Annotated in this window: 10 protein-coding genes, 1 pseudogene and 1 riboswitch; of the genes and pseudogenes, 3 read left to right on the top strand and 8 right to left on the bottom strand. The window is 71.8% G+C overall.

Annotated features, from left to right (window positions below; translation table 11 throughout):
- Positions 1-37: 37 nt before the first annotated feature.
- Positions 38-1,336 carry an erythromycin esterase family protein gene (locus OHA98_RS10865; protein ID WP_266924676.1) on the top strand — a complete coding sequence of 433 codons (1,299 nt, stop codon included), beginning with the start codon at positions 38-40 and terminating at the stop codon, positions 1,334-1,336.
- A gap of 31 nt (positions 1,337-1,367) precedes the next feature.
- Here OHA98_RS10865 and OHA98_RS10860 read toward each other — a convergent pair whose 3' ends face one another.
- The 4 genes from OHA98_RS10860 to OHA98_RS10845 form a co-directional block, all read right to left on the bottom strand.
- The gene (locus OHA98_RS10860) at positions 1,368-2,018 is read right to left on the bottom strand and encodes a thymidine kinase (protein ID WP_266924675.1); all 651 of its coding nucleotides are present in this window, start codon (positions 2,016-2,018) and stop codon (positions 1,368-1,370) included.
- A gap of 79 nt (positions 2,019-2,097) precedes the next feature.
- On the bottom strand, positions 2,098-3,285 hold the full coding sequence (locus OHA98_RS10855) for an alkaline phosphatase family protein (RefSeq protein WP_266924673.1): 1,188 nt from the start codon (positions 3,283-3,285) through the stop codon (positions 2,098-2,100).
- The gene (locus OHA98_RS10850; RefSeq protein ID WP_266924671.1) at positions 3,285-3,881 is read right to left on the bottom strand and encodes a DUF5998 family protein; all 597 of its coding nucleotides are present in this window, start codon (positions 3,879-3,881) and stop codon (positions 3,285-3,287) included. Before OHA98_RS10850 ends, OHA98_RS10855 begins: the two co-directional genes overlap by 1 nt.
- A 95-nt stretch (positions 3,882-3,976) precedes the next feature.
- Entirely contained in the window at positions 3,977-6,955 is a 2,979-nt protein-coding gene (locus OHA98_RS10845) for a bifunctional GNAT family N-acetyltransferase/acetate--CoA ligase family protein (RefSeq protein WP_266924669.1), read from the bottom strand.
- Between the two features lie 160 nt (positions 6,956-7,115).
- Between OHA98_RS10845 and OHA98_RS10840 the strand changes: the two genes are divergently transcribed.
- Positions 7,116-7,397: an HPr family phosphocarrier protein gene (locus OHA98_RS10840; RefSeq protein ID WP_007449776.1), complete on the top strand. Its 282-nt coding sequence runs from the start codon at positions 7,116-7,118 to the stop codon at positions 7,395-7,397.
- Between the two features lie 166 nt (positions 7,398-7,563).
- On the opposite strand, the pseudogene OHA98_RS10835 reads toward OHA98_RS10840, so the two are convergent.
- From OHA98_RS10835 to OHA98_RS10820, 4 genes and pseudogenes are all read right to left on the bottom strand, one after another.
- Positions 7,564-8,270, bottom strand: a pseudogene (locus OHA98_RS10835) (GntR family transcriptional regulator).
- A gap of 234 nt (positions 8,271-8,504) precedes the next feature.
- A complete protein-coding gene (locus tag OHA98_RS10830; protein ID WP_266924666.1) occupies positions 8,505-9,323 on the bottom strand; it encodes a M23 family metallopeptidase in 819 nt (272 codons plus the stop codon).
- Between the two features lie 12 nt (positions 9,324-9,335).
- A riboswitch (cyclic di-AMP (ydaO/yuaA leader) is annotated at positions 9,336-9,504 on the bottom strand.
- Positions 9,505-9,750: 246 nt separating this feature from the next.
- Positions 9,751-11,130 (bottom strand): pitrilysin family protein, encoded by a 1,380-nt coding sequence (locus tag OHA98_RS10825; RefSeq protein WP_266927851.1) that lies wholly within the window; start codon positions 11,128-11,130, stop codon positions 9,751-9,753.
- 26 nt (positions 11,131-11,156) lie between these two features.
- On the bottom strand, positions 11,157-12,524 hold the full coding sequence (locus OHA98_RS10820; RefSeq protein WP_266924664.1) for a pitrilysin family protein: 1,368 nt from the start codon (positions 12,522-12,524) through the stop codon (positions 11,157-11,159).
- 259 nt (positions 12,525-12,783) lie between these two features.
- On the opposite strand from OHA98_RS10820, the gene OHA98_RS10815 reads away from it, so the two are divergent.
- The gene (locus OHA98_RS10815) at positions 12,784-15,234 is read left to right on the top strand and encodes a DNA topoisomerase (ATP-hydrolyzing) subunit A (RefSeq protein WP_266924662.1); all 2,451 of its coding nucleotides are present in this window, start codon (positions 12,784-12,786) and stop codon (positions 15,232-15,234) included.
- The last annotated feature ends 51 nt before the right edge of the window (positions 15,235-15,285 follow it).

Raw genomic sequence — 15,285 nt, 5'->3', positions numbered from 1 at the left:
ACGCCCTCGGAGTCCCCTTCACGGAAGAGCAACCCGCATGCCTGCTGCAACCGACCGCCCGCCGTTCGCCGACTGGCTCCACAGCCACGCGACCCGGCTCAGCCACCTCGACCCGGAAGCGCCCCTGGACGACCTGGAACCGCTGCGCGACATCCTCGGCGGTGCCCGCGTGGTCGCCCTCGGCGAGCACTCCCACTTCATCGGCGAGTTCGCCATGCTGCGCCGACGCGTCCTGCGGTTCCTGGTCGAACGCTGCGGCTTCACCGTCCTGGCCTTCGAGTACGGCTTCGGCGAAGGCTTCCCTCTCGACGCCTGGGCCCACGGCCGGGGAACCGACGACGACCTCGCCGCTCACCTCGCGGCAGCGGTGCCCATCGGGCTCCAGGAGCCACTGCGCTACCTGCGCCGGCACAACCGCACTGCCGTACGGCCGGTCAGCTTCGCGGGCATCGACATCCCGGCGGCCGGCGGGTCGCTGCTCCCCGCCCTGGTCCCCGTCGCCGACTATCTGCGCCGGATCGACCCCGAAAGCCTGCCGACGGTCCGGGCCGCGATGACGATCGCCGAATCCTTCGCCGGTGACTCCGCGGCCGTGGCCGCACCCGCGTGGGCCCGCCTGGCCGCGGCCGAACAGGACACCCTCAGCGCACTCCTGGCGCGCCTGCTCATCCGGTTCCGCTCCCTGGCACCGCTGTACGTCTCCCGCGGAGACCGGCAGAGCTATGACATCGCCCTGCGCTGCCTCGAAGGCGCCGGCCACGCCGACTACACCTTCCGCGCCATGGCCGCCCTCTTCACCGGAGACGGTCTCACCGCCGACACCTCGGCCCGCGACCTCTACATGGCCGAATCACTCCTGTGGCACCTGAACCGGCTCGGACCCACGGCCCGCGTCGTGCTGGCGGCCCACAACGCCCACATCCAGAAGACACCGATCGTCTTCGACGGCCGGCTCACGGGGCTCCCCATGGGGCAGCACCTGCACAACGCCCTCGGCGACGCGTACTTCGCCCTCGCACTGACCAGCGCCACCGGGTACACGGCCGAGATGCACCGCGACGAGAAGGCCCGTTTCGGTTTTACCATCGCCGACACCGCGCTGGAGGCGCCGGAGCCCGGAAGCATCGAAGCGGCCTTCGCCGACAGCGGTCCGGGACTCGGCTTCGCCGATCTCCGACGGGCCCGAACCGAAGGCCTCAGCGGCCCCGACCGCATCCGGATGCAGAGCGTCTACGTGCATACCCCTGTCCTCGACGCGTTCGACGGCGTCCTCAGCACTCCGGCCTCCACCGTGGCCGATGTCACCCGGAGCTGGGACCAACGGGACGTCGAGTAGGGCACGGTGGGACCGGCCCGTCCGACAGCCCTCAGTCGGAGGCCACCGGCAGGACGTCCGGCGAGAGCGCGCCCGCACGGACGGAACCGCTCGTCATACGACGACGATGGTGACGCCGGCAGAGCACCTCGTACCCGACCTCCGCGGCGGGGCTGCTCACGTCACCGACAACGACCTGCTCGCCCTCCACCACCATCTCGCCCCCCAGTGTGCGGGCGTTGTGCGTCGCACGCGCCCCGCACCAGCACATCGCCTCGACCTGCAGCGTCTCGACGCGGTCCGCCAGCTCGATCAGCCGCCGTGAGCCGGGGAAGAGCTTCGTGCGGAAGTCGGTGGTGATACCGAAGGAGAAGACGTCCAGCCCCAACTCATCCACGACCCGCGCCAGTTGGTCGATCTGCACCGGCTCCAGGAACTGCGCCTCGTCCACGATCAGGTAGTCGACCTTGCCGCCCTGCGAGACCCGGTCGACGACATGGGCGTACAGGTCCATGCCCCGCACCGCCTCGACCGCCTCGGTCACCAGCCCGAGCCGTGAGGAGAGCTTCCCCTCCCCCGCGCGGTCGTCCCGGGTGAAGTTCAGTCCCTGCAGCCCCCGCGCCGACCGGTTGTGCCCGATCTGGAGGGCCAGCGTGCTCTTTCCGCAGTCCATCGTTCCGGAGAAGAACACAAGCTCGGGCATGAGAGGTCGAGCACCTTTCGGACGGGCGGCCGGAAGGCGGCCGTGGGGCAGGAAATCCGGGGCGGGAGGGAAAACGCGGTTACGAGCGTACTTCGAGGAGCGGGACGAGCTGTTCGACGGGGGTCATCGAGCCGTGCATCCCCACCATCGCGGACTCGTGCGGCTCGTTCACCGACGCCGTGATGACCACGTCGTCGTGGGCGGCGGCGATCACATCGCCGATACGGCCGTACACCCGCTCGTCGACGCGCGGCCCGAACCAGCCGGCCGCGATCGCCTCGTCCCGGCCCGCCACCCAGAACTGCTCACCGAGCACTTCGCGCCATACGGTCAGCACATCGGCCTCGGCCCCGGGGACCGCGTACGCGTGGCGGGCCCGGCCGTCGCCTGCGAGCAGGGCGACTCCGGCGCCCAGTTCCCAGTCCTCGTCGAAATCGATCCTGGACTGTTCGTCGAAGGGAATGTCGATCATGCCGTGGTCGGCGGTGATGTACAGCGCCGAGCGGGGCGGGAGCTGTTCGGCCAGGCGCTGGGCGAGCCCGTCGACATACATCAGCTGGCCGCGCCAGGCATCGGAGTCGACTCCGAACCGGTGCCCCGCGCCGTCGACCTCGCTGTAGTACGTGTAGACGAGGGAGCGGTCCCCCGCGGCGAGCCGCTGGGCCGCCACGTCCATCCGCTCCTCGCCACTGAGCCGGCCCAGGAAGGAACCGCCGCTGAGCGCGACCTTGGTGAGCGGGGTGTGCTCGAACGCGGGCGCGGAGACCTGGGCGGTACGCACACCCGCGGCGTCGGCGAGCCGGAAGACGGTGGGGTACGGCTGCCAGACCTTCGGCTCGGTCCACGGCCTCCAGCGGAGCTGGTTCATCAGCTCGCCCGTCTCGGGGTTGCGCGCGCTGTAGCCGGGAAGGCCGTGCTCACCGGGCGGCAGCCCCGTACCGACCGAGGCGAGCGAGGTGGCGGTGGTCGCCGGGAACCCCGCGGTGATGGGGCGGCCGGTGCCGCCGCGGGAGGTCGGCAGCAGGGAGTGCAGGAAGGGTGCCTCGTCCGGGTGCGCCTTGATCTGCTCCCAGCCGAGGCCGTCGATCAGGAACACGCAGTTGCGGTCGGCCGGTGTCAGCTCCGGGATCGAGGCGACGAGACCGGGTACGTCCTGTCCGGCGGCCAGGGTCGGCAGCAGATCGGCGAGCGAACCGCTGCCGTACTCGGGTACGGGCGCGCCGTCGACGGGGAGCAGGACCGGCTCCTGCCAGGCCGGCTGTGCCATCAGCGGCCGGTCGCCGCGATGGCGGCCGTCGCCTCGGAGAGCGACTGGGCGAAGGCGAGGGTCTGACGGACGGTGTCCGGACCGTCACCGGCCTCGCTGACCCGCAGGCTCAGATCGTCGGCGGTGGAACTGCCGGTGTAGCCGTGGTCCGCCTCGCAGTTGGGGTCGCCGCAGGCGGCGGGCTCCAGGTCGATCCGGGAGACGGCACCCCAGCCGATCGTGAGGACGACTTCACGGGGCAGCGTGCCCGGGACGTACTTCTCCGGGTTGGCCACCACCCGGCTGACCACGACCGACGAGATCCGGTCGAGCTTGACCGACTCGGTGGACGTCGTGGCGTACGGCGTCGGGGAACTGGTGTCGGCGGCCTGCTCGTCGGTGTGGCTGACGATGAACCGGTTCTCCGTCAGAACGAGGACCGTGACATGACGGCGCACCTCGTTGGAGTCGAAGGTGGTCTCCTGGTGCACCAGATACGAAGCGACCGGCTCTCCGCCGACGGCGGCCTCCACCGCCTCGGCCACGAGGGCCGGGTAATAGCCGCTGCGCTCGATCGCCGCGCGCAGCCCCTGGGTCGTCGTACCGGTCTTTGCCATACGGACCATCCTACGGGGGCCCGGTGACTGCCGGGGACGCTGTGGGCGGGTCGGGGCGGGGCCGGCGGCGGGCCGGGGCGAGCGGCCCGCCGGGGTCAGTAGCTGGGCAGGCGGCGCGGTCCGAGATCGGTACGGGCGGGGGGCGGGGCGATGCGGACGCTCGCGCCGAGCACGGTCAGCCCGTGGGTGGCGACCACGACCGGTTCGAGTGCCACGGAGACCACCTCCGGGTGGTCGTCGACCAGGCGGGACACCCGCAGCAGCAGCTCTTCGAGCGCCGCCGTGTCCACGGGTGCCGAGCCGCGCCAGCCGAACAGCACCGGGGCGGCCCGGATGGACCGGATCAGCTCGGCGGCGTCGCGGTCGGTGGCCGGTACGAGCCGGTGGGCGGTGTCTCCGAGCAGTTCGGAGGGCGCGCCCGCCAGGCCGAAGGAGAGGACCGCTCCGGCCGCGGCGTCGATCGAGGCCCGTACGACGGTGTCCACGCCGCGCGGCGCCATGGCCTGGACGACGGGCTGGAGTTCTGCGGGCCTGCCGAGCAGGTCGGTCATCTCGCCGTACGCCCGCCGCAGCGCGCTCTCGCCCGCGAGGTCCAGGCGGACGCCTCCGAGATCGGCGCGGTGGCGCAGATGGGGGGCGGTCGTCTTCAGCGCCACGGGGTAGCCGAGCCGGGCCGCGGCGGCGACGGCGGAGTCCGCGTCGCGGGCCGGCAGCGTCGGCCGGACGGTGATGCCGTAGCGGCCGAGCAGTTCGCGGGCCTCGTCATGGGTGAGCGGCCGGCCGCGCGGGTCGGGGTCGGGGCCGAGCAGTGTGCCGATCAGTGCGGCGGCGCCGGGTTCGTCGATGGTGTCGTCGAGGAACTCGGGCACCTTTCCGGGTACGGCGGCCTGGCGCCGCCACTGCGCGTACTTCACGGCTTCGGCGAGCGCGCGTACGGCTCGTTCCGCTGCGGGGTAGGCGGGGATGCGGCCGGTCCGGGGGCGGCCGGGAACGGAGCCCGCGGGGGGCGCGGGGGCTGTGGAGGGCGCGGGGGGCGCCGAACGCGGTGCCGCTGGGGTGCCGGGGGTGCGCGGTGCGGCGGCGGGCGGTGTGCCGGGGGTGGCCGTGGTGCCGGGAGTGGTCTCTGTGTGGGGGGTGACCGGGCCGTTCACGGGGCGCGGGGTGCCGCCGGAGGCCGTCGCCCCGGTGCGCGTCCGGGTCACCGTGCCGGTGGCGGCGGCCAGGGCCTCGGCCAGCCCTCCGATCTCCACATGGACCACGGCCACCGGCTTGGCGGGGCCGTCGGCCGCGGCCTGGTGCAGGGCCGCGGCCAGGACCTCGCCGTCACCCGTCTCGGCCTCGCCGTTCTCCCCGACCCAGGGGATCGCGGTCACGATCACCGCGTCGCACGTCCCGTCGGCGAGCGCCTCGGCCAGCGCCTCCCGGAAGTCCTGCGGGCCCGCCGCCGTGGTGAGGTCGCGGGGCGGGCGCGGGCGCAGCCCCTCGGCGAGGCAGGCGTCGTACGTGAGCAGCCCGAGGGACTCGGAGTTCCCGAGGATCGCGACCCGGGGGCCGGCCGGGAGCGGCTGATCGGCCAGGAGCAGGCCCGCGTCGACCATCTCCGTCACCGTGTCGACCCGGATGACGCCCGCCTGCCGCATCAGCGCGGAGACCGTGGCGTCGGGGATGCGGCTGATGGGCACGGCGTGGCCGGGCGGTGTGGAGCCGCTGTGCCGGGCGCCCTTCACGACGACGACGGGTTTCACGGCCGCGGTCCGCCGGGCGAGCCGGGTGAACTTGCGGGGGTTGCCGATGGATTCGAGGTAGAGCAGGGCGACGTCGGTGTCCTGGTCCTCGTACCAGTACTGGAGGAAGTCGTTGCCGGAGACATCGGCCCGGTTCCCCGCGGAGATGAAGGTGGAGAGCCCCGCGCCGCGCCGGTGGAGGCCGGAGAGCAGGGCGATCCCGATGGCTCCGGACTGCGTGAACAGGCCGATGCGGCCGGGGGCGGGCGACTCGGGGGCGAGGGAGGCGTTCAGCCGGACGGCCTCGGCGGTGTTGATGATGCCGAACGCGTTCGGGCCGATGATGCGCATGCCGTACGAGCGGGCCTGCCGGACCAGTTCGCGCTGGAGCTCACGGCCCTCGGCGCCCAGTTCGGCGTATCCGGCGGAGAGCACCACGAGCCCCTGGACGCCGTTCTCGCCGCAGTCGGCCACCGCTTCGGGCACCCGGTGGGCGGGGACGGCGATGACGGCCAGGTCGACCCGCTCGTCGATCTCGCCGACGGAACGGTGCGCGGGGACGCCGTCCAGCGTCGTCAGGCCGTCGTCGAAGGCCTTGTTGACCGCGTAGGCGCGCCCGGTGAAGCCGGAGCCGAGGAGATTGCGCAGGACGGTGCGGCCCACCCCGCCGGGGGTGCGGCCGGTGCCGATGACGGCGACGGAGCCGGGGGCCAGCAGCCGCTGCACCGAGCGCGACTCGGCCCGCTGTTCACGGCCGCGCTGGACGGCGAGGGACTCGGCGGTGGGTTCGAGGTCGAGGGTGAGATGGACGGAGCCGTCCTCGAAGCTGCGCTGCTGGGTGTATCCGGCGTCCCGGAACACCTTGATCATTTTGTTGTTGGCGGGCAGCACCTCGGCGGCGAAGCGGCGGATGCCCCGCTCGCGGGCGACCGCGGCGATGTGTTCGAGGAGCGCCGAGGCCACCCCGCGGCCCTGGTGGGCGTCCTGGACGAGGAAGGCGACCTCGGCCTCGTCGGCGGGCGCGGAGGCGGGCCGCCCCTGCTCGTTGATCCGGTCGTAGCGGACGGTCGCGATGAACTCACCGCCGATCGTGACGGCGAGGCCCACCCGGTCGACGTAATCGTGATGGGTGAAGCGGTGCACGTCCTTGTCGGAGAGACGCGGATACGGGGCGAAGAAGCGGTAGTACTTCGACTCGTCGGAGACCTGCTCGTAGAAGCTGACGAGCCGCTCGGCATCGTCGGTGGTGATGGGCCTGATGCGCGCGGTGCCACCGTCGCGGAGCACCACGTCCGCTTCCCAGTGGTCGGGGTACACGTGATGCGGACTCTGCTCCGGCTTCGGGTGCATGGCCAAAGCCTACGACCGGCACACCGGTCGCGGAGGGGGCGGGGCCGGGGCAGTCTGAGGAGGCCGGCCGGCGGCGCGGCCGGAACGGCGGTCGGGCACAGCACCGCGCACTGCATGAGAGACTGGTCTAGACAACCATTGATTCGTGAAGGGCAGAACCATGGCTGAGCGCCGCGTAAACGTCGGTTGGGCCGAGGGCCTGCACGCCCGCCCCGCTTCCATCTTCGTCCGTGCCGCCACGGCTTCCGGCGTCCCGGTGACGATCGCCAAGGCCGACGGCAACCCGGTGAACGCCGCCTCCATGCTCGCCGTGCTCGGCCTGGGCGCGCAGGGCGGCGAGGAGATCGTGCTCGCGTCCGACGCGGACGACGCGGAGGCCGCCCTGGACCGTCTGGCGAAGCTGGTCGCCGAGGGTCTTGAGGAGCTTCCGGAGACGGTCTGATTCCCGCACGGATCAGACCGGGGTTTCTTCCCCGACCGAGCCGCGGTATCCCGACAGGGAGCCGCGGCTCTTTCGTTCCTATCGGCACACAATTACCGCCCGACCTGATTCGGGCAGCGGAAACAAAGCCCTGCGGAATTACTTCACTTTGTATACGGCGTAATTGTTAATGCCGGACACCCGCGATGTTTACGCCGTGTTGCGGATCGCTCACCCGGTCCCGGCCCGGAGCGCGGACACCCGGCGGGCGGTGCGGCGCGGCCGGTGCGCGGACATGGCCCGCTCGGCGTGCTGGGCGGCCAGCGCCCTGGCCCGTTCGGCGTCGCCGCGCGCCACGGCGTCCACGATGGCGCCGTGCTCGGCCCAGGAGTCGGCGGGGCGGACGGGCTGCTCGACCGCGTACATCCAGGCGGTCTTGTGGCGCAGCTGGGCGAGAAGGGCGATGAGACCGGGGCTGGCGGAGGCCTGCGCGAGGGTCTCGTGGAACCAGCCGCCCAGCGAGCGCAGATCCTCGCCCTCGCCCCGGCGGGCCCGCTCCTGCCCCAGCCTGACCAGGCCGCGCAGCACCTTGAGATGGGCCTCGGTACGCCGCTGGGCGGCGCGTGCGGCCCCCAGGGGCTCCAGGAGCATCCGGACCTCCAGCAGGTCGGCGGCCTCCTGCTCGGTGGGCTCGGCCACACACGCACCGGCGTGCCGGCGGGTGACGACGAAACCCTCGGACTCCAGGGTGCGCAGCGCCTCGCGGACCGGGACCCGGGAGACTCCGTAGCGCCGCGCGAGCACCTCCTCGGTGAGGCGGCTGCCGCGCTCGAAGACACCGGAGACGATGTCGTCACGGATTGCCGTGCATACCGAATGCGCGGGAATGCGCATGTCCGAACCTCCGCCATAATCCCCGCGAAAAACGCGGCCGGCCGACGCCTGTTCCGTGACTCTATGACAATCGGCCGGAATTTCCGATGGCGCAGGGAAATCCGGGGGATATCTTTCGGCCACCGGGCACTTCGGCGGAGGGTGCGGTGACCCCGGCGGCTCCGGTGGCTCCGGTCCGAGAAACGCGGAAGGCCCCGGCGGGGAGCCAGGGCCATCGGCGGGGTGCGGAGACGGTCAGACGTTGAGGCCGTGGGCGCGCAGATAGGCGACCGGGTCCATGTCGGAGCCGTACTCGGGCGTGGTGCGCGCCTCGAAGTGCAGGTGCGGTCCGGTGGAGTTGCCGGTGGAGCCGGAGAGGCCGATCCGCTGGCCGGAGGTGACGCTCTGGCCGACGGAGACGCCGATCGAGGAGAGGTGGCCGTACTGGGTGTACGTGCCGTCCGTCATCCGGAGCACGATGTTGTTGCCGTACGCGCCGCCCCAGCCGGCCTCGACGACCGTACCCGCGCCGACGGCGACGACGGAGGAGCCGGAGGCCGCGTGGAAGTCCACGCCGGAGTGGCTGCCGGAGGACCAGAGCGAACCGCTGGACTGATAGCCGGTGCTGACGTACGAGCCGGCGACCGGGAGGTGGAAGGAGTTCAGCCGGGCGCGTTCGGCGGCGCGGGCGGCGCGCGCCTTGTCCTCGCGGACCTCCTCGGCGCGGGCCTCGGCCTTGCGTTCGGCCTCCGCCTTCGCCCTGGCCCTGGCCGCGGCCTTGGCCTCGGCTTCCGCGACGGCCTTGGCCTTCGCCTCGGCGGCGACCTCGGCCTGGTGCTCCTGGGCCTTCGCCTGGGCGTCGATCTGGTGGGCGAGCGTGGCGTCGATGGCGATGACCGCGGTCAGGCCGGTGTCGCCGACGGGGTGGGCCTCGGAGTCCGCGGCGAGGGCCGGGGAGGCCATACCGCCGATGACGCCGGTGGTGGCCAGAGCCGCGACGCCGGCGACCTGGGCGCGCTTGCGCGTCAGGCGGCTCGGGGCACGGTGCTTCCCGGTGGCACGGGTGAACGCCATGGAGGGGCTGATCCTTTCCTTCCTTCTCGCCTACCGGGTTAGCTGACGGGTTCGGAGCAGGAAGGTCTCCTACGGACACCTGGGCCTCGTACGGGGCACGGGCATCCGATTCACCCCAGGGACTTCGTGGGTCCCCGGCTCCCCAGGCTCGCGCCTGACGGGGACTCGGCGATGGCTGCCCGGCGCCGCGGACGCGGCATACGGATGACGGACAGCGGAGCCGACGCTAAGCGGCACAACTTTCCCGCAGCAAACGGACAGCGGGTTTTGTCGCTCATCCCACAGGACAGAAGAGCAACTTCCCCCGCAAAGGAACCTAATCGGACAAAAAGGAAGACCCCGGCGCGACGAGTCGCACCGGGGTCCCCTGTGCCCCGGTATACGACAGCGGGAGCATCGAGCGCCCGCTGACCGCGTACCCGGAGAGTCAGCTGACGACCGAGACCTCACCGATGCCGAGGGCCTTCACGGGCTCCTCGATCTGCGCCGCGTCCCCCACCAGGATCGTCACCAGCCGGTCCACCGGGAACGCGTTGACCACGGCGGCGGTCGCCTCCACCGTGCCCGTCTCGGCGAGGCGGGCGTAGAGGTGGGCCTGGAAGTCGTCCGGGAGGTGCTGCTCGACCTGGTCGGCCAGGGTGCCCGCGACCGACGCCGCGGTCTCGAACTTAAGCGGGGCGACCCCCACGAGGTTCTGCACGGCCGTCTCGCGCTCGGCATCCGTCAGCCCGTCGGCCGCCAGGGTCCGCAGCACCGTCCAGAGGTCCGCCAGCGCCGGTCCGGTGGACTCGGTGTCCACCGAGCCGCTGATCGCCAGCATCGCGGCGCCCGCCGCCCCGGAGGCCGAGCCCGGAGCCGTCGAGCGCAGGACCTGGCCGAAGGCGCGGACACCGTAGGTGTAGCCCTTCTCCTCACGCAGCACCCGGTCCAGCCGGGAGGTGAGGGTGCCGCCCAGGCAGTAGGTGCCGAGCACCTGGGCCGGCCAGACGCTGTCGTGCCGGTCCGCGCCGATCCGGCCGATGAGCAGCTGCGTCTGCACCGCGCCGGGACGGTCCACGATGACGACACGGCCGGTGTCGTCGGCGGTGATCGGCGGCACCGGACGGGACTGGCCGGCGTTTCCGGACCAGTCGCCGAGGGTGTCGGCGAGCAGCGCGTCCACATCGACCCCGGTCAGATCGCCGACGATCACGGCCGTCGCGGTGGACGGGCGGACATGGGCGTCGTAGAAGCCGCGCACGGCCGCCGCGTCGATCCGCCGCACCGTCTCCTCGGTGCCCAGGCGCGGGCGCGACATGCGCGCGGTCGCCGGGAACAGCTCCTTGGAGAGCTGCTTGGCGGCGCGCCGCGCGGGGTTGGCCTGCTCGTGCGGGATCTCGTCGAGCCGGTTGCCGACGAGGCGCTCGATCTCGCTCTCGGCGAAGGCCGGGGCCCGCAGCGCTTCGGCGACCAGGCCCAGCGCCTTGGCCAGCCGGGAAGCGGGAACCTCCAGGGAGACCCGGACGCCGGGGTGGTCGGCGTGCGCGTCGAGCGTGGCACCGCAGCGCTCCAGCTCGGCGGCGAACTCCTCGGCGCTGCGCTTGTCCGTGCCCTCGGACAGTGCCCGGGACATGATCGTGGCCACGCCGTCGAGCCCCTCGGGCTCGGCGTCCAGCGGGGCGTCCAGGAAGATCTCCACGGCGACGACCTGCTGGCCGGGGCGGTGGCAGCGCAGCACGGTCAGCCCGTTGGGCAGGGAACCGCGCTCGGGGGCGGGGAACGCCCAGGGCCGGGCCACGCCGGGGGCGGGCTGCGGGTGGTACTCCATGGCTACTCCAGTCGCGGCGGCGTCGCTCACTTGTCCGCCCCCTCGGGCGCGTCGGTGCCTTCGGTGTCGTCGGCGGCCTCGTCGGCCGCCGGCTCCAGCGGCTCGTAGACCAGCACCGCCCGGTTGTCGGGGCGCAGCGCCGCTTCGGCGGCCGCCCGGACCTCCTCGGCGGTGACGTCCAGCACCCGCTGCACGGCGGTCAGGGCGAGCTGCGGGTCGCCGAACAGGACGGCGTACCGGCACAGTTCATCGGCGCGGCCCGCGACCGTGCCGAGCCGGTCCAGCCACTCGCGCTCCAACTGGGCCTGGGCCCGTTCCATTTCCTCGAGCGTGGGGCCCTCGGCGGCGAACCGGGCCAGCTCCTCGTCCACCGCCGCCTCGATCTGCGGCACCTCGACGCCGCCGGACGTCTTGACGTCCAGCCAGCCCAGCGAGGGCGCTCCGGAGAGCCTCAGCAGCCCGAATCCGGCGGCCACCGCCGTACGGTCGCGGCGGACCAGACGGTTGTGCAGCCGGGACGACTCGCCGCCGCCCAGCACGGTCAGCGCCAGATCCGCGGCGTCGCAGGCCCGGGTGCCGTCGTGCGGCAGCCGGTAGGCCGCCATCAGCGCACGCGCCGGGACCTCTTCCTGAACCACCTCGCGCAGCTGCTCCCCGATCACCTCGGGCAGCGTGCCGTCGCGCGGCGGCTGCTTGCCGTCGTGGGAGGGGATGGAGCCGAAGTACTTCTCGATCCAGGCCAGCGTCTGCTCGGGGTCGATGTCGCCGACCACCGAGAGCACCGCGTTGTTCGGGGCGTAGTACGTGCGGAAGAACGTACGCGCGTCCTCAAGGGTCGCGGCGTCCAGGTCGGCCATCGAGCCGATCGGGGTGTGGTGGTACGGGTGGCCCTCCGGATACGCGAGGGCGGTCAGCCGCTCGAACGCGGTGCCGTAGGGCACGTTGTCGTAGCGCTGGCGCCGCTCGTTCTTCACGACGTCGCGCTGGTTCTCCATGGACTCCTCGTCGAGTGCGGCGAGGAGGGAGCCCATCCGGTCGGCTTCCAGCCAGAGAGCCAGCTCCACCTGATGGGTGGGCATGGTCTCGAAGTAGTTCGTCCGCTCGAAGCTGGTCGTCCCGTTGAGCGAGCCACCGGCCCCCTGTACGAGCTCGAAGTGCCCGTTCCCCTTGACCTGGCCCGAGCCCTGGAACATCAGGTGCTCGAAAAGGTGAGCCAGGCCGGTGCGTCCCTTGACCTCGTGGCGCGACCCGACGTCGTACCAGAGACAGACCGCGGCGACCGGGGTCAGATGGTCCTCCGAGAGCACCACACGCAGACCGTTGGCCAGGCGGTGCTCGGTCGCTGTCAAGCCGCCGGAGCCGGCCTGTGCTGTGGCCGTGTGACCCATGGGCATGTACGTCCCTTCGATCGCGATACTGGATTTCCTGCCAGACCTGCCACTGTAAGCAAGCGCACCGACACCTGGCGAAGTTCCCGTTCCGTCGATGTTGCTGTAGATGCTGCCGCAACCGGGGCCCGTGCCGGGTCCCGTGGGGCCGCTTCGGACCGCTTCGGACGGGTCGAGGTCGGCGTTGTCAGTGCGGCGGTCCACAATGGTCCGCGTCAGAACCTCAGGTTGCCCGATCAGAATCCGTGAAGGAGTCGCAGCCGCGATGGCCCGCCGTAGCACGAAGACCCCGCCGCCGGACGACTTCGAGGAGAAGATCCTCGACATCGACGTCGTCGACGAAATGCAGGGCTCCTTCCTCGAGTACGCGTACTCGGTGATCTACTCCAGGGCCCTGCCCGACGCCCGCGACGGTATGAAGCCGGTGCACCGCCGCATCGTGTCCCAGATGAACGAGATGGGACTGCGCCCCGACCGCGGCTATGTGAAGTGCGCCCGTGTGGTCGGCGAAGTCATGGGTAAGTTGCACCCGCACGGGGACGCGTCGATCTACGACGCACTGGTGCGGATGGCACAGCCGTTCTCGATGCGGCTCCCCCTCGTCGACGGACACGGCAACTTCGGCTCGCTCGGCAATGACGACCCGCCGGCCGCGATGCGGTACACCGAGTGCCGGATGGCCGACGCCACGTCATTGATGACCGAAGCCATCGACGAGGACACCGTCGATTTTCAGTCGAACTACGACGGCCAGGAGCGGGAGCCGGTCGTCCTCCCCGCCGCGTATCCGAACCTCCTGGTCAACGGGGTGTCCGGAATCGCGGTCGGCATGGCCACCAACATGCCCCCGCACAACCTGGGCGAGGTCATCGCCGCCGCCCGCCACCTGATCAAGCACCCGGGCGCCGACGTGGAAACGCTCATGCGCTTCGTCCCCGGCCCCGACCTGCCCACCGGGGGCCGGATCGTCGGGCTCGGCGGCATCAAGGACGCGTACACCGCCGGCCGCGGCACGTTCAAGATCCGGGCGACGGTCGCCGTGGAGGACGTGACGGCGCGGCGCAAGGGCCTGGTCGTCACCGAACTGCCCTTCACCGTCGGCCCGGAGAAGGTGATCGCCAAGATCAAGGACCTGGTCTCCGCGAAGAAGCTCCAGGGCATCGCGGACGTCAAGGACCTCACCGACCGGGCGCACGGACTGCGCCTGGTGATCGAGGTCAAGAACGGCTTCGTACCGGAAGCCGTGCTCGAACAGCTCTACAAGCTGACGCCGATGGAGGAGTCCTTCGGCATCAACAACGTGGCGCTCGTCGACGGCCAGCCGCTCACCCTGGGCCTCAAGGAGCTGCTGGAGGTCTATCTCGACCACCGCTTCGAGGTGGTGCGCCGGCGCAGCGAGTTCCGCCGGACCAAGCGCCGCGACCGGCTGCACCTGGTCGAGGGCCTGCTCGTCGCGCTGCTCGACATCGACGAGGTCATCCGGATCATCCGGGACAGCGACAACTCGGCGCAGGCGAAGGAGCGGCTCATGGACCGCTTCTCGCTGAGCGAGATCCAGACCCAGTACATCCTGGACACCCCGCTGCGCCGGCTCACCCGGTTCGACCGGATCGAGCTGGAGAGCGAGCGCGACCGGCTCAGCGAGGAGATCGCCGCGCTGACCGCGATCCTGGAGTCCGACGCGGAGCTGCGCAAGCTGGTCTCCTCCGAGCTGGCCGCGGTGGCGAAGAAGTTCGGCACCGACCGGCGCACGGTGCTGCTGGAGTCGGCGGGTTCGCAGATCGCGTCCGTACCGCTGGAGGTCGCGGACGACCCGTGCCGGGTGCTGCTGTCCTCGACCGGTCTGCTGGCCCGCACGGCCAACGGCGACCCGATCGTGGTGACCGAGGACGCCAAGCGTGCCAAGCACGACGTGATCGTGTCGGCCGTCCCGGCCACGGCCCGCGGCGATGTGGGGGCGGTGACGTCCACCGGGCGCCTGCTGCGGATCGCGGTGATCGATCTGCCCCAGCTGCCGGACACCCACGCGGCCCCCAATCTCTCGGGCGGGGCACAGATCTCGGAGTTCCTGACCCTGGAGACGGGCGAGGAGCTGATCTGCCTCACCACCCTGGACGAGTCCTCACCGGGCCTGGCGATCGGCACACTCCAAGGAGTGGTGAAGCGGGTGGTGCCCGACTACCCGGCCAACAAGGAAGAGTTGGAGGTCATCTCCCTCAAGGACGGTGACCGGATCGTGGGCGCGACGGAGCTGCGTACGGGCGAGGAGGACCTGGTCTTCATCACCTCCGACGCGCAGTTGCTGCGCTACCCGGCCGCGCAGGTGCGCCCGCAGGGCCGGCCCGCCGGAGGGATGGCGGGAGTGAAGCTCACGGCCGGTGCGGAGGTGCTCTCGTTCACGGCCGTCGATCCTGCGGCGGACGCGCTGGTGTTCACGGTCGCCGGCTCGCACGGCACGCTGGACGATTCGGAGCTGACGTCGAAGCTCACCCCGTTCGACCAGTACCCGCGCAAGGGCCGGGCGACCGGTGGGGTGCGCTGCCAGCGGTTCCTGAAGGGCGAGGACGTCCTGGTGTTCGCCTGGGCGGGCGCGGTCCCGGCACGGGCGGCCCAGAAGAACGGCGCTCCGGCACAGCTGCCCGCTCCGGATCCACGACGCGACGGTTCGGGCACACCGCTGCTCCAGCCGGTGGCGGTGATCGCCGGACCCGTGTGACGGCGAGGCGGCCGGCCTTCACGCCGAGCGCTGTCCCGTGGTCCCTGACGG

Origin of the sequence: Streptomyces sp. NBC_00654 (assembly GCF_026341775.1) — a bacterium.
Lineage (GTDB): Bacteria > Actinomycetota > Actinomycetes > Streptomycetales > Streptomycetaceae > Streptomyces.
Note: the sequence above shows the minus strand (reverse complement) of the source record. Positions and strands in the feature narration are given on the sequence as shown.

Bases quoted from the DNA above. Each gene is read 5' to 3' on its own strand.
- OHA98_RS10820 (WP_266924664.1), bottom strand. From the start codon at position 12,524: ATGCCCATGGGTCACACGGCCACAGCACAGGCCGGCTCCGGCGGCTTG.
- OHA98_RS10845 (WP_266924669.1), bottom strand. From the start codon at position 6,955: ATGCACCCGAAGCCGGAGCAGAGTCCGCATCACGTGTACCCCGACCAC.
- OHA98_RS10860 (WP_266924675.1), bottom strand. From the start codon at position 2,018: ATGCCCGAGCTTGTGTTCTTCTCCGGAACGATGGACTGCGGAAAGAGC.
- OHA98_RS10840 (WP_007449776.1), top strand. From the start codon at position 7,116: ATGGCTGAGCGCCGCGTAAACGTCGGTTGGGCCGAGGGCCTGCACGCC.
- OHA98_RS10830 (WP_266924666.1), bottom strand. From the start codon at position 9,323: ATGGCGTTCACCCGTGCCACCGGGAAGCACCGTGCCCCGAGCCGCCTG.
- OHA98_RS10815 (WP_266924662.1), top strand. From the start codon at position 12,784: ATGGCCCGCCGTAGCACGAAGACCCCGCCGCCGGACGACTTCGAGGAG.
- OHA98_RS10825 (WP_266927851.1), bottom strand. From the start codon at position 11,130: ATGGAGTACCACCCGCAGCCCGCCCCCGGCGTGGCCCGGCCCTGGGCG.
- OHA98_RS10865 (WP_266924676.1), top strand. From the start codon at position 38: ATGCCTGCTGCAACCGACCGCCCGCCGTTCGCCGACTGGCTCCACAGC.
- OHA98_RS10850 (WP_266924671.1), bottom strand. From the start codon at position 3,881: ATGGCAAAGACCGGTACGACGACCCAGGGGCTGCGCGCGGCGATCGAG.
- OHA98_RS10855 (WP_266924673.1), bottom strand. From the start codon at position 3,285: ATGGCACAGCCGGCCTGGCAGGAGCCGGTCCTGCTCCCCGTCGACGGC.